22 protein-coding genes are annotated in these 19,965 nt (G+C 71.2%); 21 read left to right on the top strand and 1 reads right to left on the bottom strand.

What is annotated here, in order from left to right:
• Positions 1–127 precede the first annotated feature (127 nt).
• The 5 genes from ACZ8ZB_RS06940 to prcA all read left to right on the top strand — a co-directional run bounded on the left by ACZ8ZB_RS06940 (position 128) and on the right by prcA (position 2,544).
• Positions 128–346 carry a ubiquitin-like protein Pup gene (locus ACZ8ZB_RS06940; protein ID WP_217130297.1) on the top strand — a complete coding sequence of 73 codons (219 nt, stop codon included), beginning with the start codon at positions 128–130 and terminating at the stop codon, positions 344–346.
• A gap of 9 nt (positions 347–355) precedes the next feature.
• A complete protein-coding gene (locus ACZ8ZB_RS06935) occupies positions 356–568 on the top strand; it encodes a hypothetical protein (RefSeq protein WP_470736819.1) in 213 nt (70 codons plus the stop codon).
• A 127-nt stretch (positions 569–695) separates the two neighbouring features.
• Entirely contained in the window at positions 696–929 is a 234-nt protein-coding gene (locus ACZ8ZB_RS06930; protein ID WP_470736818.1) for an endonuclease domain-containing protein, read from the top strand.
• Positions 881–1,726, top strand: coding sequence for a proteasome subunit beta (gene prcB / locus ACZ8ZB_RS06925; RefSeq protein WP_470736817.1), 846 nt, complete (start codon positions 881–883; stop codon positions 1,724–1,726). The genes ACZ8ZB_RS06930 and prcB overlap by 49 nt, the downstream gene beginning before the upstream one ends.
• 65 nt (positions 1,727–1,791) lie before the next feature.
• Entirely contained in the window at positions 1,792–2,544 is a 753-nt protein-coding gene (gene prcA, locus ACZ8ZB_RS06920; protein WP_030825917.1) for a proteasome subunit alpha, read from the top strand.
• A 475-nt stretch (positions 2,545–3,019) separates the two neighbouring features.
• Here the strand turns inward: prcA and ACZ8ZB_RS06915 are convergent, their stop codons facing one another.
• Positions 3,020–4,042, bottom strand: coding sequence for a LacI family DNA-binding transcriptional regulator (locus tag ACZ8ZB_RS06915; RefSeq protein WP_470736816.1), 1,023 nt, complete (start codon positions 4,040–4,042; stop codon positions 3,020–3,022).
• A gap of 94 nt (positions 4,043–4,136) precedes the next feature.
• Between ACZ8ZB_RS06915 and ACZ8ZB_RS06910 the strand changes: the two genes are divergently transcribed.
• From ACZ8ZB_RS06910 to ACZ8ZB_RS06835, 16 genes are all read left to right on the top strand, one after another.
• Positions 4,137–5,396 (top strand): MFS transporter, encoded by a 1,260-nt coding sequence (locus ACZ8ZB_RS06910; protein ID WP_470736815.1) that lies wholly within the window; start codon positions 4,137–4,139, stop codon positions 5,394–5,396.
• 9 nt (positions 5,397–5,405) lie between these two features.
• Positions 5,406–6,767, top strand: a complete 1,362-nt coding sequence (gene pafA, locus ACZ8ZB_RS06905) for a Pup--protein ligase (protein WP_142196373.1) — start codon at positions 5,406–5,408, stop codon at positions 6,765–6,767.
• 139 nt (positions 6,768–6,906) lie between these two features.
• A complete protein-coding gene (locus ACZ8ZB_RS06900; RefSeq protein ID WP_470736814.1) occupies positions 6,907–7,908 on the top strand; it encodes an FKBP-type peptidyl-prolyl cis-trans isomerase in 1,002 nt (333 codons plus the stop codon).
• Between the two features lie 61 nt (positions 7,909–7,969).
• The gene (locus ACZ8ZB_RS06895) at positions 7,970–8,341 is read left to right on the top strand and encodes an FKBP-type peptidyl-prolyl cis-trans isomerase (RefSeq protein ID WP_030835713.1); all 372 of its coding nucleotides are present in this window, start codon (positions 7,970–7,972) and stop codon (positions 8,339–8,341) included.
• Between the two features lie 123 nt (positions 8,342–8,464).
• The gene (locus tag ACZ8ZB_RS06890) at positions 8,465–9,418 is read left to right on the top strand and encodes a helix-turn-helix transcriptional regulator (protein WP_381231304.1); all 954 of its coding nucleotides are present in this window, start codon (positions 8,465–8,467) and stop codon (positions 9,416–9,418) included.
• An 18-nt stretch (positions 9,419–9,436) separates the two neighbouring features.
• Positions 9,437–10,477 carry a helix-turn-helix transcriptional regulator gene (locus ACZ8ZB_RS06885; RefSeq protein ID WP_470736813.1) on the top strand — a complete coding sequence of 347 codons (1,041 nt, stop codon included), beginning with the start codon at positions 9,437–9,439 and terminating at the stop codon, positions 10,475–10,477.
• Positions 10,474–10,767 carry a hypothetical protein gene (locus ACZ8ZB_RS06880; RefSeq protein WP_470736812.1) on the top strand — a complete coding sequence of 98 codons (294 nt, stop codon included), beginning with the start codon at positions 10,474–10,476 and terminating at the stop codon, positions 10,765–10,767. Before ACZ8ZB_RS06885 ends, ACZ8ZB_RS06880 begins: the two co-directional genes overlap by 4 nt.
• A 10-nt stretch (positions 10,768–10,777) precedes the next feature.
• Complete coding sequence (locus tag ACZ8ZB_RS06875) at positions 10,778–10,972, top strand: hypothetical protein (protein ID WP_470736811.1); 195 nt, start codon at positions 10,778–10,780, stop codon at positions 10,970–10,972.
• A 454-nt stretch (positions 10,973–11,426) separates the two neighbouring features.
• Entirely contained in the window at positions 11,427–11,711 is a 285-nt protein-coding gene (gene tatA / locus ACZ8ZB_RS06870; protein ID WP_470736810.1) for a Sec-independent protein translocase subunit TatA, read from the top strand.
• Between the two features lie 47 nt (positions 11,712–11,758).
• Positions 11,759–12,700: a twin-arginine translocase subunit TatC gene (gene tatC / locus ACZ8ZB_RS06865; RefSeq protein WP_470736809.1), complete on the top strand. Its 942-nt coding sequence runs from the start codon at positions 11,759–11,761 to the stop codon at positions 12,698–12,700.
• A 31-nt stretch (positions 12,701–12,731) separates the two neighbouring features.
• The gene (locus ACZ8ZB_RS06860; RefSeq protein ID WP_470736808.1) at positions 12,732–13,622 is read left to right on the top strand and encodes a diacylglycerol kinase; all 891 of its coding nucleotides are present in this window, start codon (positions 12,732–12,734) and stop codon (positions 13,620–13,622) included.
• A gap of 39 nt (positions 13,623–13,661) precedes the next feature.
• Complete coding sequence (locus ACZ8ZB_RS06855) at positions 13,662–16,520, top strand: DEAD/DEAH box helicase (RefSeq protein WP_470736807.1); 2,859 nt, start codon at positions 13,662–13,664, stop codon at positions 16,518–16,520.
• A gap of 385 nt (positions 16,521–16,905) precedes the next feature.
• Positions 16,906–18,513 carry an ATP-binding protein gene (locus tag ACZ8ZB_RS06850; protein ID WP_470736806.1) on the top strand — a complete coding sequence of 536 codons (1,608 nt, stop codon included), beginning with the start codon at positions 16,906–16,908 and terminating at the stop codon, positions 18,511–18,513.
• Positions 18,510–18,917, top strand: coding sequence for a roadblock/LC7 domain-containing protein (locus tag ACZ8ZB_RS06845; RefSeq protein ID WP_030835682.1), 408 nt, complete (start codon positions 18,510–18,512; stop codon positions 18,915–18,917). Before ACZ8ZB_RS06850 ends, ACZ8ZB_RS06845 begins: the two co-directional genes overlap by 4 nt.
• Positions 18,914–19,330, top strand: coding sequence for a DUF742 domain-containing protein (locus tag ACZ8ZB_RS06840; RefSeq protein ID WP_470736805.1), 417 nt, complete (start codon positions 18,914–18,916; stop codon positions 19,328–19,330). Before ACZ8ZB_RS06845 ends, ACZ8ZB_RS06840 begins: the two co-directional genes overlap by 4 nt.
• On the top strand, positions 19,311–19,931 hold the full coding sequence (locus ACZ8ZB_RS06835) for a GTP-binding protein (protein WP_470736804.1): 621 nt from the start codon (positions 19,311–19,313) through the stop codon (positions 19,929–19,931). The genes ACZ8ZB_RS06840 and ACZ8ZB_RS06835 overlap by 20 nt, the downstream gene beginning before the upstream one ends.
• The last annotated feature ends 34 nt before the right edge of the window (positions 19,932–19,965 follow it).

Here is a 19,965-nt window from a genome sequence, read left to right as displayed (position 1 = left end):
CGGGTCCGGGAATCATCGAGGTGGTCCCCGTAGGTTGGAGCAACCACGGGGGCATCGTCGGACCCGGAGAGTAGGGTCTGATCTTGACCGAGCAAGCGTGTCGGGCGAACCGAGCGGGGTGAGGGTGATGGCGACCAAGGACACCGGCGGCGGACAGCAGAAGGCCACCCGGTCCACGGAGGAGGTCGAGGAGCAGGCGGCGGAAGCGCAGGCTTCGGAGGACCTCAAGGAGCGTCAGGAAAAGCTGAGCGAGGACGTGGACGACGTCCTGGACGAGATCGACGACGTGCTCGAGGCCAACGCCGAGGATTTCGTCCGAAGCTTTGTTCAAAAGGGTGGTCAGTAATCTACATACGTGAACGACGCCGAAAAGTGTTCGCGGTGCCGAGAGGAACAGCCGCGGGCGGCGTTCGCTGACGACAGGTCCATGCGCGACGGCCTTCGGGCGTACTGCCGGGAGTGCTCGGCCGAGCACTCCCGGCAGCGCCGGGAGGCGAAGGGGCGGACGGTTCGCAGGAAGGTGTTCGTTCCGCCGGGGGCAAGCATCGTCGTGGCTGCGACGAGGTGAAGCCCCGCAGTGAGCGCACCGCAGGAGCAGCGCCGCGGACGGGCCGGCGAGCCGATGCAGGGCGGCCGATGGTCCGGCAGGCCGCCTCCGTCGCAAGTGCGGTCTCACTCCAGTCGAGTTGGACGCGATGACCGCGGAGCGGCAAGGCATTCGTTGTACATGCCTTGCCGCCCCGGCCAAGCATGTGGATCACTGCCACGAGACGGGTAGGGTCCGTGGCGTACTGTGCTTCAGCCGCAACGCGGCGCTGGGGCAGTTCAAGGATCGGCCCGATGCCATAAGGCGGGCTGCCGCATACGTGGAAGGAATCGCGTGGAAGCCAACACTCGTAGCACCGGGCGTCTACCGGCTGCCTTCCTGACGCCAGGCTCTTCCTCCTTCATGGACTTCCTCTCCGAGCACCAGCCGGAGCTGTTGCCGGGCAAGAGGTCGTTGCCGCCCGTGAAGGGCGTGATCGAAGCCCCGCACGGGACGACGATCGTGGCCGTCACGTTTCCGGGCGGCGTGGTTCTCGCCGGTGACCGGCGGGCCACCATGGGGAACGTCATCGCGCAGCGGGACATCGAGAAGGTGTTCCCGGCCGATGAGTACTCGGCGGTGGGGATCGCCGGTACGGCGGGGCTGGCCGTGGAGATGGTGAAGCTGTTCCAGCTGGAGCTGGAGCACTTCGAGAAGGTCGAGGGCGCACAGCTGTCGCTGGAGGGCAAGGCGAACCGGCTGTCGACGATGATCCGTTCGAATTTGGGCATGGCCATGCAGGGACTGGCCGTGGTCCCGCTGTTCGCCGGGTACGACGTGGACCGGGAGAAGGGACGGATCTTCTCCTACGACGTCACGGGCGGGCGTTCGGAGGAGCACGGGTACGCCGCGACGGGTTCCGGGTCGATCTTCGCGCGCGGTGCGATGAAGAAGCTGTTCCGGGACGACCTGAGCGAGGCCGAGGCCACCACGCTGGTGGTGCAGGCGCTGTACGACGCGGCAGACGACGACTCGGCGACCGGTGGTCCCGATGTCGCCCGCCGGATCTATCCGATCGTCACCGTGATCACCGACGACGGCTTCCGCCGGCTCACCGAGGACGAGGCGTCCGACATCGCCCGGTCGGTGCTGGAGCGGCGGCTGGAGCAGCCGGACGGGCCGCGGGCCTCGCTGCTGTAGGCGCCGGCGGGTTTGTTCGGTTGTTTGGTGGTCCAGTGACTTCGACAGAAAGGGACGGATAACCGGTGTCGACGCCGTTCTATGTCTCACCCCAGCAGGCGATGGCGGACCGGGCGGAGTACGCCCGCAAGGGCATCGCCCGTGGCCGCAGCCTTGTCGTGCTGCAGTACGCCGACGGGATCGTGTTCGTCGGTGAGAACCCGTCCCGTGCGCTGCACAAGTTCAGCGAGATCTACGACCGGATCGGGTTCGCCGCGGCCGGCAAGTACAACGAGTACGAGAATCTGCGGATCGGGGGCGTGCGGTACGCCGATCTGCGGGGTTACACCTACGACCGGGACGACGTGACGGCCCGGGGCCTGGCGAACGTGTACGCGCAGACGCTGGGGACGATCTTCTCGAGCGTGGGGGAGAAGCCGTACGAGGTGGAGCTGGTGGTGGCCGAGGTCGGGGAGACCGCGGAGGGCGACCAGATCTACCGGCTGCCGCACGACGGGTCCATCGTGGACGAGCACGGCTCGGTGGCGGTGGGGGGCAACGCGGAGCAGATCAGCGGATACCTGGATCAGCGGCACCGGGACGGGATGACGCTGGCGGAGGCGCTGAAGCTGGCGGTGCAGTCGCTGTCCCGCGACACCAACGGCAGTGAGCGGGAGATTCCCGCGGAGCGGCTGGAGGTGGCGGTGCTGGACCGTACGCGCCCGCAGAAGCGGAAGTTCAAGCGGATCGGAGGGCGTCAGCTGTCCCGTCTGCTGGAGGCCGGTGGCGCGGAGACGGCCTCCGAGGCGGAGGCCGACTCCGGCGGAGACGTCGAGTAGCACGGCTGAGTGTGTCTGCGGCGCGGCCTTGGGTCCGGCGGGACCTGGGGCGGCGCCTGCGGCCGGTGGGTCGGACGGGGTGTCCGTCCTCGGGCCGGCGCGGATCACGTCCCTCGGGAAGGCGAGGGCGCGGACGCGCCGGCCGCTGCGGGCGGCGCCCCGCCCCGACCCCTTCCCGCCGCGCGCGGCCCCCTGCCGTCGTTCCCGCGTTCCGCGGGCAAGTCGTGCCTCCCCCAGTGCCTCGAGGGCCTGGGAGGCGCTCCCGTTCGAGCGGAGCCGGGAGTGGGGGAGGGCGGGCGCTGAGGGCACCCCCCAGGGGAGGAGCCCCGTGGGCGCCGGGCCGCGTGAACACCCCCGGCCCGCGGCGGCGGGGGCATCTCGCAAGGCGCCGGGCTGCAAAGGCGCCCTGACCCGTTCCGGCGCACCCGTCGGGCGCCGGGCCGCGAGGGGCCCACCCCCGGCCGGCCGCAAGCCGTCAGCGCGGGGATCGCGCCGGGGCCGTGGAGCCTCGTACCACCAGTTCGACCGGGATGTCGCCCGCCGAGGGCACGCGGCCTTCCAGGACCGCCAGCAGCGCCTGCATCCCCCGCTCCCCGAACAGCTCCGCGTCCAGCCGGACGGTCGTCAGTTCCGGATCGATCGCCGCCGCCAGCGCCAGGTCGTCCACCCCGGTGACGGACAGCTCCTCGGGGATCCGCAGCCCCAGTCGCCGCGCCGCCTTGTAGGTGCCGGCCGCCAGCTGGTCGTCGTCACAGATCACGGCAGTCGGACGGGGCGTCGGCGCCCCGGAGAGCGCGGCCCGGGCCGAGGCCTCCGCGCCCTTGATCGAGATGGGCGCCCGCGCCGTGCGCAACGACGTGCCCGGAACCTCCCGCAGCCGTGCCGCCAGTTCCCGCGCGCGCACCTCGAAGGTCCAGGACGCCACGTCCGCCGCCAGGTGGAGGAAGTGCCGGTGGCCCAGGCCGAGCAGGTGGTCCGTGACCTGGCGGACACCGTCGGCGATGTCGAGGTTGACCGTGGCCGCGCCCACACTGCCCCCGGGGTCGCTGTCCAGCATCACCAGCGGCAGCTGGTCGCCGCGGATCGCGGTGAGGGCCTCCGCGGCCATGGAGGAGGCGATGACGCCGTCCAGGGCGGCCTGTGCGGACGCGAAGGGGTCGCGGGCGGGGCCGATGCCCTCGGGGGAGGGGTAGAGGACCACGCCGAAGCCGTGCCGGGAGGCGACCCGGGCGGCCCCGGTGTAGACGCCGGCGAAGAACTCCGTGGTGAGGGCGGGGACGACCAGGAGGACCGTGCGGGTGCGGCCCAGGCGGAGGTTGCGGGCGGCCAGGTTGGGGCGGTAGCCCAGGGTGCGCGCGGCCTCGCGGACGCGCTCGGCCGTGGTCTCGGAGACCCGGCCGCGCCACTTGTCGCCGAGGACCAGGGAGACCGCGGCCTGCGAGACGCCGGCGGCCCGGGCGACGTCCCGGCTGGTGGGGCGGGTGCCGGCTCGGGGCATCGTCGGGCCGCTCCTTCGTCTGGACTGGTGAACAGCGGCCATGGTACGTATGGAGACCTTCGTTATACGTAAAACTTCCAGTGGAGGGGCCGGGATGACCACGGGATACCTGGAGATCCTCCGGGCGCGGCACGCCGCCCGGCTGCTCGTGGGCACGCTCGTGGGACGGCTGCCCAACGCGACCGCCGCCATCGCGATCGTGCTGTTCGTACGCGCGGAGGGCGGTACGTACAGCCTGGCCGGCGCCCTGGCGGCGGTGTACGGCGTGGCCAATGCCGTGGGGCAGCCGGTGCTGGGACGGCTGGTGGATCTGCGCGGGCAGCCGCGGGTGCAGTTGCCGGCCGCCGTGCTGTCGGCGCTGGCGATGGCGTTGTTCGCCTTCACGGGGACCGGGTCGCTCGCGGTGGCCTACGGCGCGGTGGCCGCCGCGGGGCTCTTCACCCCGCCCCTGGAGGGCGGGCTGCGTGCCCTGTGGTCGTCCGTGCTGCCCGAGGAGGGCCATGTCCACCGGGCGTACGCCATGGACGCCGTGGCCCAGGAGGTCATGTTCACCGTCGGGCCGCTGCTGGTGACGGTGTGCGCCTCGTTGTGGTCGGCGCAGGCCGCGCTGCTCGTGCTGAACGTCATCGGTGTGCTGGGCGCCCTCTCCGTGGCCGTCTCGCCGCCCTCGCGCGCCTGGCGGTCGGCGCCGCGCGAGGCGCACTGGCTGGGCGCGCTGCGCTCGCCGGGGCTGCTCGCGCTGCTGGGCGCCTTCCTGGCCGTGGGAATGGCGCTGGGGTCCATCACCGTGGCGGCCGTGACGTACGCGGACGAGCACGGCGGGGACCATGTGTACGGCTGGCTGATGGCGGGGATCGGGCTGGGCGCCCTGATCGGCGGGGCGGTGTACGGCGCGCGGCAGTGGAGCGGTGAGCCCGCGCGGCGACTGCGGGTGCTGGTGGCCCTGCTGGCGGTGTGTTACCTGCCGCTGATGCTGATGCCGGATGCGGTGGTCATGACGTTGCTCACCGTGGTCGCCGGTCTCTTCCTCGCCCCGGCCATCGCCTGTGCCTTCGTGCTGGTCGACCGGCACGCGCCGCGCGGCACGGTCACGGAGGCGTTCTCCTGGCTGGTGACCACCTTCACCGTCGGCGCGTCGGTCGGAACGGGCCTCACCGGCCCGGTCGTCGAGGCGGGCGGGGCGCTGTGGGGGTTCGCCGTGCCGGGGGCCGCGGGCGGCGTGTCGCTGCTGGTTTTGATCGCCACAGGACGGGTACTGGCAGTTCCCGCCGGGAAGGCGGTGGTCGCGGCCCGTTCGGAAAATGATCCAAATCGTGCCGTCGAACCTCGTTTCAGGTCGGGGGATCGGGCGTAATGTTCCCTCATGGACCGCCGCATTTTCGGGCTGGAGAACGAGTACGGCGTCACGTGCACGTTCAGGGGACAGCGCCGCCTGTCGCCTGACGAGGTGGCGCGGTACCTCTTCCGCCGTGTCGTGTCATGGGGCCGCAGCAGCAATGTCTTTCTGCGGAACGGCGCCCGCCTCTATCTCGACGTGGGATCACATCCGGAATACGCAACGCCGGAGTGTGACAACGTGACCGAGCTGGTCACCCACGACAAGGCCGGCGAGCGCATTCTCGAAGGGCTCCTGGTGGACGCCGAACGACGCCTGCACGAGGAGGGAATCGCGGGCGACGTCTACCTCTTCAAGAACAACACCGACTCCGCCGGCAACTCCTACGGCTGCCACGAGAATTATCTGGTGGCCCGGCACGGGGAGTTCTCCCGGCTGGCGGACATCCTCATCCCGTTCCTGGTCACCCGCCAGCTGCTGTGCGGGGCCGGCAAGGTGCTGCAGACGCCGCGCGGGGCGGTGTACTGCGTCAGCCAGCGCGCCGAGCACATCTGGGAGGGGGTCTCCTCGGCGACGACCCGCTCGAGGCCCATCATCAACACGCGCGACGAGCCGCACGCGGACGCCGAGCGCTACCGTCGGCTGCACGTCATCGTGGGCGACTCGAACATGTCCGAGACGACCATGCTGCTCAAGGTCGGCGCCACCGACCTGGTGCTGCGCATGATCGAGGCGGGCACCGTGATGCGCGACCTCACCCTGGAGAACCCGATCCGGGCGATCCGCGAGGTCAGCCACGACATCACGGGGCGGCGCAAGGTACGCCTGGCCAGCGGCCGGGAGGCCTCCGCGCTGGAGGTGCAGCGCGAGTACTACGAGAAGGCGCTGGACTTCTGCGAGCGCCGGGGCATCCGCACCGGCACCGTCGAGCAGGTGCTGGAGCTGTGGGGCCGTACGCTGGACGCGATCGAGTCCGAGGACCTCGACCGCATCGGGACCGAGATCGACTGGGTCATGAAGTACAAGCTCCTCGAGCGGTACCGGGCCAAGCACAACATGACGATGTCGCACCCGAGGGTCGCGCAGATAGACCTCGCCTACCACGACATCCACCGTCGGCGGGGCCTGTACTACCTGCTGGAGAAAAAGGGACAAGCGGCTCGGATCTGCAACGATTTGAAGATCTTCGAGGGCAAGTCCGTTCCGCCGCAGACCACTCGGGCCCGGCTGCGGGGCGACTTCATCCGGCGGGCCCAGGAACAGCGCCGCGACTTCACCGTCGACTGGGTGCACCTCAAGCTCAATGACCAGGCCCAGCGCACGGTGTTGTGCAAGGACCCGTTCCGCTCGGTGGACGAACGGGTGGAGAAGCTGATCGCCGGAATGTGAGAGGCGCGTTCCGCCAGGGGACCGGCAAAATTCCCGGAACGTCACACGGGCGCCGTACGTTACACCGTGCGGCGCCCTTCTCACGCCGTAGAGTTGCGCGGACGCCATCCACAAGATCGATGATTACGAGGCCCCCACCGTGCGACGACGCTCACTTCTCATTGCCGTTCCCGCTGGACTGGCCACCCTCGCCGCGTGCGGCGACGACAAGTCCGACTCGGGCAAGGCCAGCGACAGCGCGTCGCCCTCGGCGCCCCGGACGTCCGCGGCGTCTCCGCCGAAGATCGTCGACGGACCGCTGCCGGCGATCACGGCGGGCACGGAGTTCGGTGAGAAGCCCACGGTCGCCAAGGGCAGCGGGGACCCCTCCAAGGACCTCGCGGTCAAGACGGTCATCGCGGGCGGCGGCAAGACGGTCGCGGAGAACGACTTCGTCGTCGCCCACTACCTGGGCCAGGTGTGGAGCACCGCCAAGGTGTTCGACAACTCCTACGACCGCAAGAGCCCGCTGGCCATCCAGCTCGCCCAGGGCTCCATCATCGACGGCTGGCGGTACGCGCTGACCGGAAAGAAGACCGGCAGCCGCGTCCAGATGGCCGTCCCGCCCACCTGGGGGTACGGCGAGCAGGGCAACGCGCAGGCGGGGATCAAGGGCACCGACACGCTGGTGTTCGTGGTCGACGTCCAGGACTCGTTCAACGCCAAGAGCTCCGCCAAGGGCACCGAGGCGGCCCAGGACGACAAGGACCTGCCCCGGGTCGGCACCAACACCGACGGCAAGGCCCCCGCCATCGAGGTGCCCGACGCGGACGCCCCGAAGAAGCTCGTGACGAGCTACGTCATCGAGGGCGACGGCGAGGAGGTCGGCGCCGAGAACAGCGTCCTGGTGCAGTACAAGGGGGTGCTGTGGGACGGCGGCAAGGAGTTCGACTCCACGTACGGCCGGGGCCAGCTGACGTCGTTCTCGCTGCAGCAGGTCGTCAAGGGCTGGGCGCAGGGGCTGACCGGCAAGAAGGTCGGCAGCCGGGTCCTCATCGTCATCCCGCCGGAGCTGGGTTACGGGGACAACCCGCCGGAGGGCAGCGGCATCAAGAAGGACTCGACCCTGGTCTTCTCGGTGGACATCCTCGCGAAGCTGTGACGTCGTGAGGATGTAAGACTGTGCGTGTTCGCCTTTCCGCAGACAAGCAGGAGCGTTAGACGTGAGCATCGACAAGCCCGAGATCGACTTCCCGGGCGGCGAGCCCCCGGCGGACCTCGAGATCAAGGACATCTGGGAGGGCGACGGCGAGGTGGCGCAGGCGGGCCAGACCGTCACCGTGCACTACGTCGGCGTGGCCTTCAGCACGGGCGAGGAGTTCGACGCCAGCTGGAACCGCGGCACCCCCTTCCGCTTCCCGCTGGGCGGCGGCCGGGTCATCAAGGGCTGGGACCAGGGCGTGCAGGGCATGAAGGTCGGCGGACGCCGTCAGCTGACCATCCCCGCCCACCTCGCCTACGGCAACCAGAGCCCCACCCCGGCGATCAAGCCCGGTGAGACCCTGATCTTCGTGGTCGACCTGCTCGGCGTCTGATCCGACCGGAGTCGATCATCCGGGGCCCATGCCTGTCCGGGCGTGGGCCCTCGGCTTTCACCGCGCCACCCCGGGGCGGTACGGTCATCGGTCGTAAGCACCATAGGGAGGCGAAGCGGGTCGATGGCCATTGCCAAGGCCGAGCGGCTGATGAATCTGGCGCTGTGTCTGCTCGGGACGCGGCGGCCACTCAGCAAGCGTGAGCTGCGCGAGTCCATCGAGGCGTACCTCGAAGCGGGCTCGGACGACTCCTTCAACCGCATGTTCGAGCGCGACAAGGACGATCTGCGCGAGCTCGGACTGGTGATCGAGACGGTGGAGAACCTCGACGGCGAGGTCGGCTACCTCGCCCGCCGCGACAGCAACCGGCTGCCGCCCATCACCCTCGACGCCGAGGAGGCCGCCGCCCTCGGGCTCGCCGCCAAGGTGTGGCAGCAGGCCCGGCTCGCCGGTGCGGCCAGCGGCGCCCTGCAGAAGCTGCGCGCGGCCGGCCTCCCCGAGGACGTCGACCCGTACGGCGCCCATGGCGCGCTGGAGCCGCGCATCCCGGTGCACGAGGCGGCGTTCGAACCCCTGATGCTGGCCTGCCGCGACCGTCGGCCGGTCGTCTTCGACTACCGCAAGGCCAACGCCGCCCAGCCCGGACAGCGGCACGTCGAACCGTGGGCGCTGGAGTGCTGGCGCGGCCACTGGTACCTGGCCGGCTGGGACCGCGACCGGGGCGCCGAGCGGGTCTTCCGGCTCTCCCGGATCACCGGGAAGGTGCGCTCGCGCAGCGGCCGGTTCACCGTCCCGGTGCCGGACGTCGTCACCGTGCGGGAGACCGTGGCGAGCTGGGCGGGGGAGACCGCCGACCGCTCGGCGCGGATCCGGCTGCGCTCCGACGCCGGTTACCCCCTCCGGGCGAAGGCCACGGTGGTGCGGGAGCTCGGTGACGGCTGGGACGAGTTGGAGATTCCGTACGGGCACGGCCTGGACGCCTGGCTGGTGGAGTTCGGACCGGACGTGGTGGTCCTGGAGCCCGCCGAGCTGCGGGCCGACGTGGTGGACCGGCTGCGTGCCGTGGCCAAGGGCTGAGGGGGAGCGGACAAGAACGTGGCAGGCAAACCGGTCAGGCCCGTGAACGCCATCGACCAGACCCGGCGGATGCTGTCCCTGGTGACGTATCTGCGGGAGCGCCCCGGCGCCCGGATCGAGGACGTGGCGCGCGCCTTCGGGATCACCGAGGACGAGCTGGTCTCCGACCTCGACGTGCTGCCCATGTGCGGCACCAGCTTCCGCGGCGGCGATCTGCTGGACATCGACACCGACGGCGAGCGCATCTGGTGGCACAACCCGGCCGCCCTCGGCGCCGAGGCGGCCGAGCCGCTGCGGCTCGCCGCCGACGAGGCCACCGCGCTGCTGGTCGCCGCCCGCGCCGTGGCCACGCTGCCCGGACTGCGCGAGGGCGACCGGCAGGCGCTGCTGCGGGCCACCGCGAAGGTGGAGACCGCGGCGGGCGAGGCGGCCGGCGCCAGCTCCCGGCTGTCGGTGACCTTCGAGTCCGAGGGCGGCGTCTTCGCGGACGTCGACCGGGCCATCGCCGAGCGCCGCAGACTGTGGATCCGCTACTACTCGCCCGCGCGCGACGAGGTCACCGAGCGGGAGATCGACCCCATCCGGCTGGTCAGCGTCGGGCACACGTACGTCGAGGCCTGGTGCCGGCGCTCCGAGGCGCGCCGCACCTTCCGGCTCGACCGGGTCGCCGAGATCCGCATCCTCGACGAGCCGTCCGCGCCGCCCGAGATCGAGCTGCGGGACCTGTCGGAAGGGCTGGTGCAGCCCGCGGCCGAGGACCCCGAGGTCGTGGTCGAGGTCGGGCCGGGCGGCCGCTGGGTCGCCGAGTACTACCCGCACGACAGCGCGGACGAGCTTCCCGACGGCGGGCTGCGCATCACCCTGCGCACGCCCGACCCGGCCTCGCTCAGACGGCTGGCGCTGCGGCTCGGCCGCGACGGCCGCATCGTCGAGCCGCACGCGCTGGCCGACAGCGCCCGGCAGGCGGCCCGCGAGGCGCTGGCGGCGTACGACGGGGTCGAGGCGGCCGGACGACCGGGGCCGCACGGACAGGACGACAGGCAGGAGCGAGGGCTTTGAGCGAGTCGGCGACGTCCGGTGCGCGGACGATGACGGTGGCGTCCGCGTTCGCGGGGATGAGAAGCGTGGCCCCGGTGATGTTCCGGGCGGGCTGCCCGGACTGCCGGGAGCGCTTCGAGCTCGCCGCGAGCGCGTTGCGCCTGGCCATCGGCGCCAGCAGCCGCACCACCTTCTACTCCTTCACCTGCCCCGAGTGCGGGGCGGCCGTCCGCAAGCCGGCGGGGGAGCGGATCGTGGAGCTGCTGACCGGCGGCGGGGTCCGGACGCTGCGGCTGCACTCGACCGTCTAGGCTCGCCCTCATGTTCTGGCCGATGTTCGCGGTTGCCGTGGGGTTCCTGGGTCTGCTGGTGATCGGGGTGCTCGCCGTCCGGGTCTTCGTCGAGGCGGAACGGCTCGGCAGGCAGGTCGCGGACTCGGCGCGCCGCATCGGCCGCGCCGCGGAGGACCTGGAACACGCGGCGGCCGCCGCGACCCGTTCCGCCGGATCCCTCTGACCGCCCCGGCCCGGCGCCCTCGACCGCCGAAGCGCTGCGGTCCGGCGCGGTGCCGGCGGCGGCACGCCGGTTCCCGTGTGCGAGCGGCGGCCGGAGGTCCGTGTCCCCCGCGCTCCCGGTGTCGCAGGGACGCAGCGCCTCGGTGCTCCGGGTGATCCGTGTCGTGGTGGGCGGGCCGCGGCCGGACGGGGCCCGGACGCGCGGGGCGTGGCGCGGAACGAACAGCGGTGCCGGTCGTCTCCGGTTCGCCCTGTCACCCTCCGGGTTCCGGCAGGTACGCTGCTGATCGCGGCCCGGAGAACGAGGCCCGGACCGCGGACGGGAGTACGCACGGGGATTGCCTCACGTTCACCCCTGAGCGTTACGATCGCTGACAACACGATCGTTCGGACGCATGTCCGGCCGATCGGACAGCCCCCCACCCCCAGCAGCCTCGGTGAGAAGGTAAAGACTTATGTTCGGAAGGCTCGGAGCCCCCGAGATCATTCTCATCCTCGTCGTCATCATCCTGCTGTTCGGCGCGAAGAAGCTTCCGGACATGGCGCGGTCGCTCGGAAAGTCCGCCCGCATCCTCAAGAGCGAGGCCAAGGCGATGAAGGAGGACAAGTCCTCCGCCCCGGCCGACCCGCCCGCCACCGGTGAGCAGCAGTCCCCGGCGCAGCGCACCATCCAGGCCGCTCCCGGCGACGTGACCAGCTCCCGCCCGGTCACGGAGCCGACGGACACGACCAAGCGCTGACGCAGGGCCGGTGAACTCCGGCCCGCCGCACGAGATGGGAACGTGGGTTGCTCAAGTCTGCCCGCAAGCAGAAGAAGGATCCCGAGGGGCGGATGCCCCTCGCGGAGCACCTTCGTGAGCTCCGCAACCGGCTCGCGAAGGCGCTGCTGGCCATCGTCCTGGTGACGGTCGCCGCAGCCTTCTTCTACAACGACATCATCAACTTCTTCACCGAGCCGGTCTTCGAGTCGGTCGGGTGCGAGAAGTCCTTCGCGGAACTCGCCCGCTCGACGAACGACGCGGAGCCGTGCGCCCAGATCACGATCAACGGTCTGCTCACGCCGTTCACGCTGGCACTGAAGGTCTCCCTGATGGCGGGCGTCGTACTGGCCTCGCCGGTCTGGCTGTACCAGCTGTGGGCCTTCGTCGCCCCGGGGCTGCACCGGCACGAGCGGAAGTACGCCTACGCGTTCGTCGCGACGGGCTTCCCGCTCTTCCTCGCCGGCGCCTACTTCGCGTACGCGGTGCTGCCGACCACCGCCGAGGTGCTCATCACGTTCACGCCCTTCGGCGTCGACAACCTGTTGCCGCTGGACGACCTGCTCGACCTCGTCACGCGCATGGTGGTCGTCTTCGGCCTCTCCTTCGAGCTGCCGCTGCTGCTGGTGATGCTCAACTTCACCGGGGCCATCACGGGCAGGCGGATGCTCGGCTGGTGGCGCGGCATGATCATGGGCATCACGCTGTTCGCGGCGATCGCCACGCCGAGCACCGACCCGCTGACCATGATGGCGCTCGCCGGACCGATCTGGGTCCTGTACTTCGGCGCGGTCGCCGTGGCCCTGATCAACGACCGCCGCAGGAGCCGACTGGAGGCCATGGGTCCCGCCGACGACGAGGCGTCCGAGCTGGATCTCACCCCCGAGGCCATCGACCCCGTGGAGCCCGTGGCCGCCCTGCCCGAGCAGACGGGCAAGGACCGGGTCAACGGTTATGACGACGTGACCTGAGGACCGCCTGGCAGCTCATAGGGTCACTCCCGTGACCAGCGAGATCACCCTCTTCGTCAATCCCGCCGCGGGCCGCGGCCGGGGCGCCCGCGCGGCGCGGCCGGCCGCTTCCGCGTTGCGGGACGCCGGCTTCTCGGTGCGGACCGTGCTCGGCGACGACCCGCGGGACGCCCTGGCCCGGGCGCGCGCCGCCGTCGAGGAGGGCACCGGCGCCCTGATCGCCGTCGGCGGCGACGGCATGGCGAACCTCGCCCTGCAGGCCGTCGTCGGCACCGGCACCCCCCTCGGCCTGGTCGCCGCCGGAACCGGCAACGACTTCGCCCGCGCGCTCGGCATGCCCCTGCGGGAACCGGCCGCGGCCGGCCGGATGATCGCCGACGCCCTCAAGTGCGGCCGGGTCCGCGACATCGACCTCGGCCGGGTCGGCGACCGCTGGTTCGGCGCCGTGCTCGCCTCCGGCTTCGACTCCCGGGTCAACGACCGAGGCAACCGGATGCGGCTGCCCCTCGGGCGCCTGAAGTACGACGTCGCGATGGTCGCCGAACTGGCCGCCCTCCGGCCGCTGGCCTACCGGATCGCCCTCGACGGCGGCGAGGTCCGCGAGGTCGAGGCGACGCTGGTGGCCGTCGGGAACGGGCCGTCGTACGGCGGCGGCATGCGGATATGCCCCGGCGCGGATCTCACCGACGGGCTGTTCGACATCACGGTGGTCGGCGGGTGCAGCCGGGCCACGCTGCTGAGGGTGTTCCCGAGGGTGTACCGGGGAACGCACGTCGACCACCCCGCGATCACCGTGCTGCGGGCGGCGAGCGTGGAGCTGGTCGCCGAGGAGGTCACCGGCTACGCGGACGGGGAGCCGGTGGGCCCGCTGCCGCTGACCGCGCGGTGCGTGCCGGGCGCCCTGCGGGTCGTCGGCCCCTGAGCCGGGCGGCCCCGTCGCCCGCCGGGACGGTCACGGATAATGATCGTCCTGTTGTCGGTGCGGCCCGGTACGCTCGAAAGTACGATGACAGAGGATCTCTCACCGGCCGAGCGGTACGCGGCAGCACGCAGGCGCGCTGCCGAGCAGGCCACCGCGCTCGCCTCCTTCCGCGAGATGTACGACTTCGGCCTCGACCCCTTCCAGATCGAGGCCTGCCAGGCGCTCGAGGCGGGGAAGGGCGTGCTGGTGGCCGCGCCCACCGGCTCCGGCAAGACGATCGTGGGCGAGTTCGCCGTCCACCTCGCCCTCCAGCAGGGCAAGAAGTGCTTCTACACGACCCCCATCAAGGCGCTGTCGAACCAGAAGTACGCCGACCTGTGCCGTCGCTACGGCGCGGACAAGGTGGGTCTGCTCACCGGCGACAACAGCGTGAACTCCGACGCACCGGTGGTCGTGATGACCACCGAGGTGCTGCGGAACATGCTGTACGCCGGTTCGCAGACCCTGCTCGGTCTCGGCCACGTGGTGATGGACGAGGTGCACTACCTCTCCGACCGCTTCCGGGGAGCCGTCTGGGAGGAAGTGATCATCCACCTCCCCGAGTCGGTGACCCTGGTCTCCCTGTCGGCGACGGTGTCGAACGCGGAGGAGTTCGGCGACTGGCTGGACACCGTCCGCGGCGACACCCAGGTGATCGTCTCCGAGCACCGGCCCGTGCCGCTGTTCCAGCACGTGCTGGCGGGACGCCGGATGTACGACCTGTTCGAGGAGGGCGAGGGCCGCAAGAAGGCCGTCAACCCCGACCTCACGCGCATGGCCCGGCTGGAGGCGAGCCGCCCGTCCTGGGGCGACCGCCGGCGCGGACGGGGCAACACGCGCGAGGCGGACCGGGAGCGGGAGCGCAGACAGCGCTCGCGCGTGTGGACGCCGAGCCGGCCGGAGGTCATCGAGCGACTCGACTCCGAGGGCCTGCTGCCGGCCATCACCTTCATCTTCAGCCGCGCCGCCTGCGAGGCCGCCGTCCAGCAGTGCCTGTACGCCGGGCTCCGGCTCAACGACGAGGAGGCGCGGGCGAAGGTCCGCTCCCTGGTCGAGGAGCGCACCGCCTCCATCCCGGCCGAGGACCTGCACGTCCTGGGCTACTACGAGTGGCTGGAGGGCCTGGAGCGCGGCATCGCCGCCCACCACGCGGGCATGCTGCCGACGTTCAAGGAGGTCGTCGAGGAGCTGTTCGTGCGCGGTCTGGTCAAGGCCGTGTTCGCGACCGAGACCCTCGCGCTCGGCATCAACATGCCCGCCCGCTCGGTGGTCCTGGAGAAGCTCGTCAAGTGGAACGGCGAGCAGCACGCCGACATCACCCCCGGCGAGTACACCCAGCTGACCGGCCGGGCCGGCCGGCGCGGCATCGACGTCGAGGGTCACGCGGTCGTGCTGTGGCAGCGCGGCATGAACCCCGAGCACCTCGCGGGACTGGCCGGCACGCGCACGTATCCGCTGCGCTCCAGCTTCAAGCCGTCGTACAACATGGCGGTCAACCTGGTGGAGCAGTTCGGGCGGCACCGCTCGCGCGAACTGCTCGAGACGTCCTTCGCGCAGTTCCAGGCGGACAAGTCGGTCGTGGGCATCTCCCGGCAGGTGCAGCGCAACGAGGAGGGTCTGGAGGGCTACAGGGCCTCCATGACCTGCCACCTCGGCGACTTCGAGGAGTACGCGCGGCTGCGCCGCGAGCTGAAGGACCGGGAGAACGAGCTGGCCCGGCAGGGCGCGGTGCAGCGCCGTGCGGAGGCCGCCGTCGCGCTGGAGAAGCTCAAGCCCGGTGACATCATCCACGTGCCCACCGGCAAGTACGCGGGACTGGCGCTGGTCCTCGACCCCGGTCTGTCCGCGGGGCGGTCCAACGGCCACCGCGGCTTCGACCACCACGACGGTCCGCGCCCGCTGGTGCTGACCGCCGAGCGACAGGTCAAGCGGCTGGCGTCGATCGACTTCCCGGTGCCGGTCGAGGCGCTGGAGCGGATGCGGATCCCGAAGTCCTTCAACCCGCGCTCCCCGCAGTCCCGCCGGGACCTCGCCTCCGCGCTGCGCACCAAGGCCGGGCACATCGCGCCGGAGCGGCACCGCAAGCAGCGCTCCCAGGCGGCCGACGACCGGGAGATCGCACGGCTGCGCAAGGTGTTGCGGGCGCACCCGTGCCACGGCTGCCAGGACCGGGAGGACCACGCCCGCTGGGCCGAGCGCTACCACCGGCTGTTGCGCGACACCTCGCAGCTGGAGCGCCGCATCGAGGGCCGGACGAACACCATCGCCCGCACCTTCGACCGGATCGTCGCGCTGCTGACCGAGATGGACTACCTGCGCGGCGACGAGGTCACCGAGCACGGCAAGCGGTTGGCCCGGCTGTACGGCGAACTCGACCTGCTGGCCAGCGAGTGCCTGCGCGAGGGCGTCTGGGAGGGGCTCGCCCCCGCCGAACTGGCCGCGTGCGTGTCGGCGTTGGTGTACGAGTCCCGGGTCTCCGACGACGCGATGGCGCCCAAGCTGCCCTCGGGCAGGGCGAAGGCGGCGCTCGGCGAGATGGTCCGCATCTGGGGGCGGCTGGACGCCCTGGAGGAGGACTTCCGGATCAGCCAGACGGAGGGCGTGGGCCAGCGCGAGCCCGACCTCGGCTTCGCCTGGGCCGCCTACACGTGGGCGTCGGGCAAGGGCCTGGACGAGGTGCTGCGCGAGGCGGAGATGCCGGCCGGCGACTTCGTGCGCTGGTGCAAGCAGGTCATCGACGTGCTGGGGCAGATCTCGGCCGCCGCGCCGTCCGTCGAGGGCTCTACGGTCGCCAGGAACGCCCGCAAGGCGGTCGACGGACTGCTGCGCGGCGTGGTCGCCTACTCGTCCGTGGGCTGAACCGCCCGGCCCGTCACCCCCGATGAGCCCGGTGCGCCCCGCGCGCGCCGGGCTCCTGCCTTCCGCGCGCCCTCGTCCGGGGGCGTCACCGCCCGGCTCCGCGGGCAGGATCGTGAGGACCGGGGCCTTCCTCACCCGTGACGGTGAGTGGTCTTCGCACTCCCGACCGCGGTGACGCATTGTGTTCGAGTGGCCGCATGGCGTGCAAACGACCTGAGCGTACTCCTGCCCCAGGGGCCGTTTCCGGCACTTGCTGAATATGACATGGCGATGATCCTGTCGGACTAAGCTCGCCCGCAGCGCACCGAGTTGAGATGAATTCGTGCGCTTGTTCCCCTATGTGCACGTTTTCCGACCGTCAGTCGATTCGTTTCAGAGGGCCCACATGGCGAGTGTCCACCATCCCTACACACGCGTGCTGTTGCTGCCGGCCATAACGATGGCCGCGGCGACCGGAGCCGCCGTCGCCCTGGTGGCGGAGCCCGCCCGGATCGCCGTCGGCGTGTGCGGCGCCGTCGCGACCCTGCTGGTGACCGCCGCCGCGGCCGAGGCGGTGCGCCGCGGCCGTGCACTGCGGGAGGCGCAGGCCGAGCACGACCGTCACCGTGCGTATCTGGAGGCCCGGATCGCCGCCCACGACACGGAGACGGACCACTTCATCCGCCAGGTCGCCCCCGCGGCCCTGGACCACCTGCACAACGGCAACGACACCGACGAGGTGATCCGCGCCCTGCCCCGGCTCAACCCGGCCTGGCGCGATCTGCCGGAGTACCAGATCCGGATGCTGCGGACGATGCTCAAGATCATCGACGACGAGGAGAACCTGCGCGACTCCGCCCAGCGCTCCTTCGTCAGCATCGCCCGCCGCGTCCAGGCGATCGTCCACCAGCAGGCCAAGGAGCTCCGCGAGATGGAGGAGGACCACGGCCGCAACCCCGAGGTCTTCGACGACCTGCTGCGCATCGACCACGGCACCGCGCTGATCGGCCGCCTCGCCGACTCCATCTCCGTCCTCGGCGGCGGCCGCCCCGGACGCCAGTGGCCCAACCCCGTCGCGCTCTACAGCGTGCTGCGCGGCGCCATGTCCCGCATCCTCGAGTACCGCCGCATCGACCTGAGGTCGATCGCCAAGGTCAACATCAAGGGCATCCACGTCGAGCCGGTCATCCACGCCGCCGCCGAACTCCTCGACAACGCCACCCGCTACTCGCCGCCGACCTCCAAGGTGAGCGTCACCGCCACCGAGGTGCAGACCGGCGTCGCCATCGAGATCGAGGACGCCGGCGTCAGCCTCGACGAGCAGGCCCGCGCCCGTATCGAAGGCATCCTCGAACAGGCCCAGAAGGGCACCGACCTCCAGGAGATCGGAGAGAACCCGCGCCTCGGCCTCGCCGTCGTCGGCCGGCTCTGCACCGCCTTCAACATGCAGGTCTCCCTGCGCGCCTCCGCCTACGGCGGCGTCCGCGCCGTCCTCGTCGTGCCCAGCGAGATGATCACCGACGAGCCCGGCGTGGGTCTCGCCCACGGCATCGGGGCGACCTCCGTGCCCCGACCGGTCGACGCCCTGCCGGGCCCGGAGCGCACCCCCAAGAAGCGCCGCCCCACCAGCCCCCGCATCCCCGCCACCGTCTCCCTCGAGGACGACGTCCCCGAGGTCACCGAGTGGGCCGCGAGCGGGCTGCCGCAGCGCCGCAGCCGGGTGAAGACCCCACTGGACCAGCAGTACGCCGAGCGGGCGGCCGCCGAGCGAGCCGAGCGGGAGGCCAGGGAGCGGGGCGAGGAGTACCACGACATCTGGGCCCGGCCCGAGCCCGAGAAGAAGCGGGACGACCGTGAACCCGGGCTGTGGGTCGACGCCTTCTGGGAGGGCCTGAAGAAGGACCTCGACCCGGGCGTCCACCCCACCGACTTCACCCGGAACCCGACCGCCTATCTGCATCTCATCAACGAACCGGCCCGCACCGAGGCCGATGACGAGGGAGACCCCAAGTGATCCAGCAGCGAGCCAACTTCGACTGGATGCTCAAGGAGCTCGCCGACGGCGTACCCGGCGTCGAGATGATCGTGGTGCTCTCCGCCGACGGCCTGCGCATCGCCCGCTACGGCGGCGAGCCGGACGCCGCCGACCGGGTGGCCGCGGCCTGTGCGGGCGTACAGAGCCTCGCCGGGGCCGTCGCCCAGGAACTCCCGCACGGCGACGGCGAGATGAAGATGGTGCTCATCGAGATCGACCAGGGTTACTTCTACCTGATGGCGGCCGGCGCCAACGCCTATCTCGCGGTGCTCTCCGACATGACCTGCGAACCCGGCCGCATGGGCGGCATGATGCGCGACCTCGTCGTCCGCATCGGCGCCCATCTGACCAGTCCGCCCCGACGGAACGGGCAGACCGTATGACTCCTCCGCAACGCCAGAGGCGCTTCCCCCGGAACGTCCCCCCTCCGCCTCCGCGACCGGCCGGACCGGCCGGGAAGAAGGGCGGGGGCGGCAACCCGGAGCGGCTGTACGTCGTCGCCGGACCGGACGGCGAACGTGCGGACATCGATCTCGTCACGCTGATCGTGGCCGGCTCCCCGGACCCCCCGCCCTCCGCCACCCCCGAGCAGGCGGCGCTGCTCAGGCTCTGTGCCGCCCCCCTGTCCGTGGCCGAACTGTCGGCCTATCTCAACCTGCCGTTCAGTGTGGTGACCGTGCTGCTCACCGAGATGCTGGCGGCGGAACTGGTTCAGGCGCGCTTCCCGGTCGTCCGCAAGGCGCTGCCCGACCGTTCCCTTCTCGAAGCGGTGATGCATGGACTTCAAAGGCTCTGAGACCCTCCCCGGCCCCCGCGCCGAGGACCAGTTGCCGCACACGGCACAGGCCGCGGTGAAGATCGTGATCGTGGGCGGATTCGGGGTCGGCAAGACGACCATGGTCGGCTCGGTCAGCGAGATCAAACCGCTGACGACCGAGGAGACCATGACACAGGCCGGCATCGGGGTCGACGACGACTTCGGTTCCGCGTCCAAGACGGCCACCACGGTCGCCATGGACTTCGGCCGCATCAAGATCACGGATCAGCTGGTGCTGTACCTGTTCGGCACCCCCGGCCAGGAGCGCTTCTGGTTCCTGTGGAACGGGCTGTTCGAGGGAGCGCTCGGCGCGGTCGTGCTGGTCGACACCCGCCGCCTCGAAGTCAGCTTCGACGTCATGGGGCGGCTGGAGGAACGCGGCGTGCCGTTCGTCGTCGCGGTCAACTCCTTCCCGGACGCCCCCCGTTACCCCGTCGCGGACCTGCGGTCCGCCCTCGACCTGTCCGAGCGCATCCCGATCATGGAGTGCGACGTACGGCGCCGCGCCTCCAGCCGTGACGTGCTGATGACCCTGATGCGGTTCCTGCACTCGCTCGCCATGACCGGCCCGCTCACCTGACCCCGGGCCCCCTTCCGCCCCGCTTTCCCCCTTC

It is taken from the genome of Streptomyces sp. 12E, assembly GCF_055633275.1.
This window is presented reverse-complemented; position numbering and strand designations above follow the sequence as displayed.

Coding starts and splice junctions, on each gene's coding strand:
- ACZ8ZB_RS06940 (WP_217130297.1), top strand. CDS start 128: ATGGCGACCAAGGACACCGGCGGCGGACAGCAGAAGGCCACCCGGTCC.
- ACZ8ZB_RS06930 (WP_470736818.1), top strand. CDS start 696: ATGACCGCGGAGCGGCAAGGCATTCGTTGTACATGCCTTGCCGCCCCG.
- ACZ8ZB_RS06915 (WP_470736816.1), bottom strand. CDS start 4,042: ATGCCCCGAGCCGGCACCCGCCCCACCAGCCGGGACGTCGCCCGGGCC.
- ACZ8ZB_RS06910 (WP_470736815.1), top strand. CDS start 4,137: ATGACCACGGGATACCTGGAGATCCTCCGGGCGCGGCACGCCGCCCGG.
- pafA (WP_142196373.1), top strand. CDS start 5,406: ATGGACCGCCGCATTTTCGGGCTGGAGAACGAGTACGGCGTCACGTGC.
- ACZ8ZB_RS06890 (WP_381231304.1), top strand. CDS start 8,465: ATGGCCATTGCCAAGGCCGAGCGGCTGATGAATCTGGCGCTGTGTCTG.
- ACZ8ZB_RS06875 (WP_470736811.1), top strand. CDS start 10,778: ATGTTCTGGCCGATGTTCGCGGTTGCCGTGGGGTTCCTGGGTCTGCTG.
- tatA (WP_470736810.1), top strand. CDS start 11,427: ATGTTCGGAAGGCTCGGAGCCCCCGAGATCATTCTCATCCTCGTCGTC.
- ACZ8ZB_RS06855 (WP_470736807.1), top strand. CDS start 13,662: ATGATCGTCCTGTTGTCGGTGCGGCCCGGTACGCTCGAAAGTACGATG.
- ACZ8ZB_RS06850 (WP_470736806.1), top strand. CDS start 16,906: ATGGCGAGTGTCCACCATCCCTACACACGCGTGCTGTTGCTGCCGGCC.
- ACZ8ZB_RS06840 (WP_470736805.1), top strand. CDS start 18,914: ATGACTCCTCCGCAACGCCAGAGGCGCTTCCCCCGGAACGTCCCCCCT.
- ACZ8ZB_RS06835 (WP_470736804.1), top strand. CDS start 19,311: ATGGACTTCAAAGGCTCTGAGACCCTCCCCGGCCCCCGCGCCGAGGAC.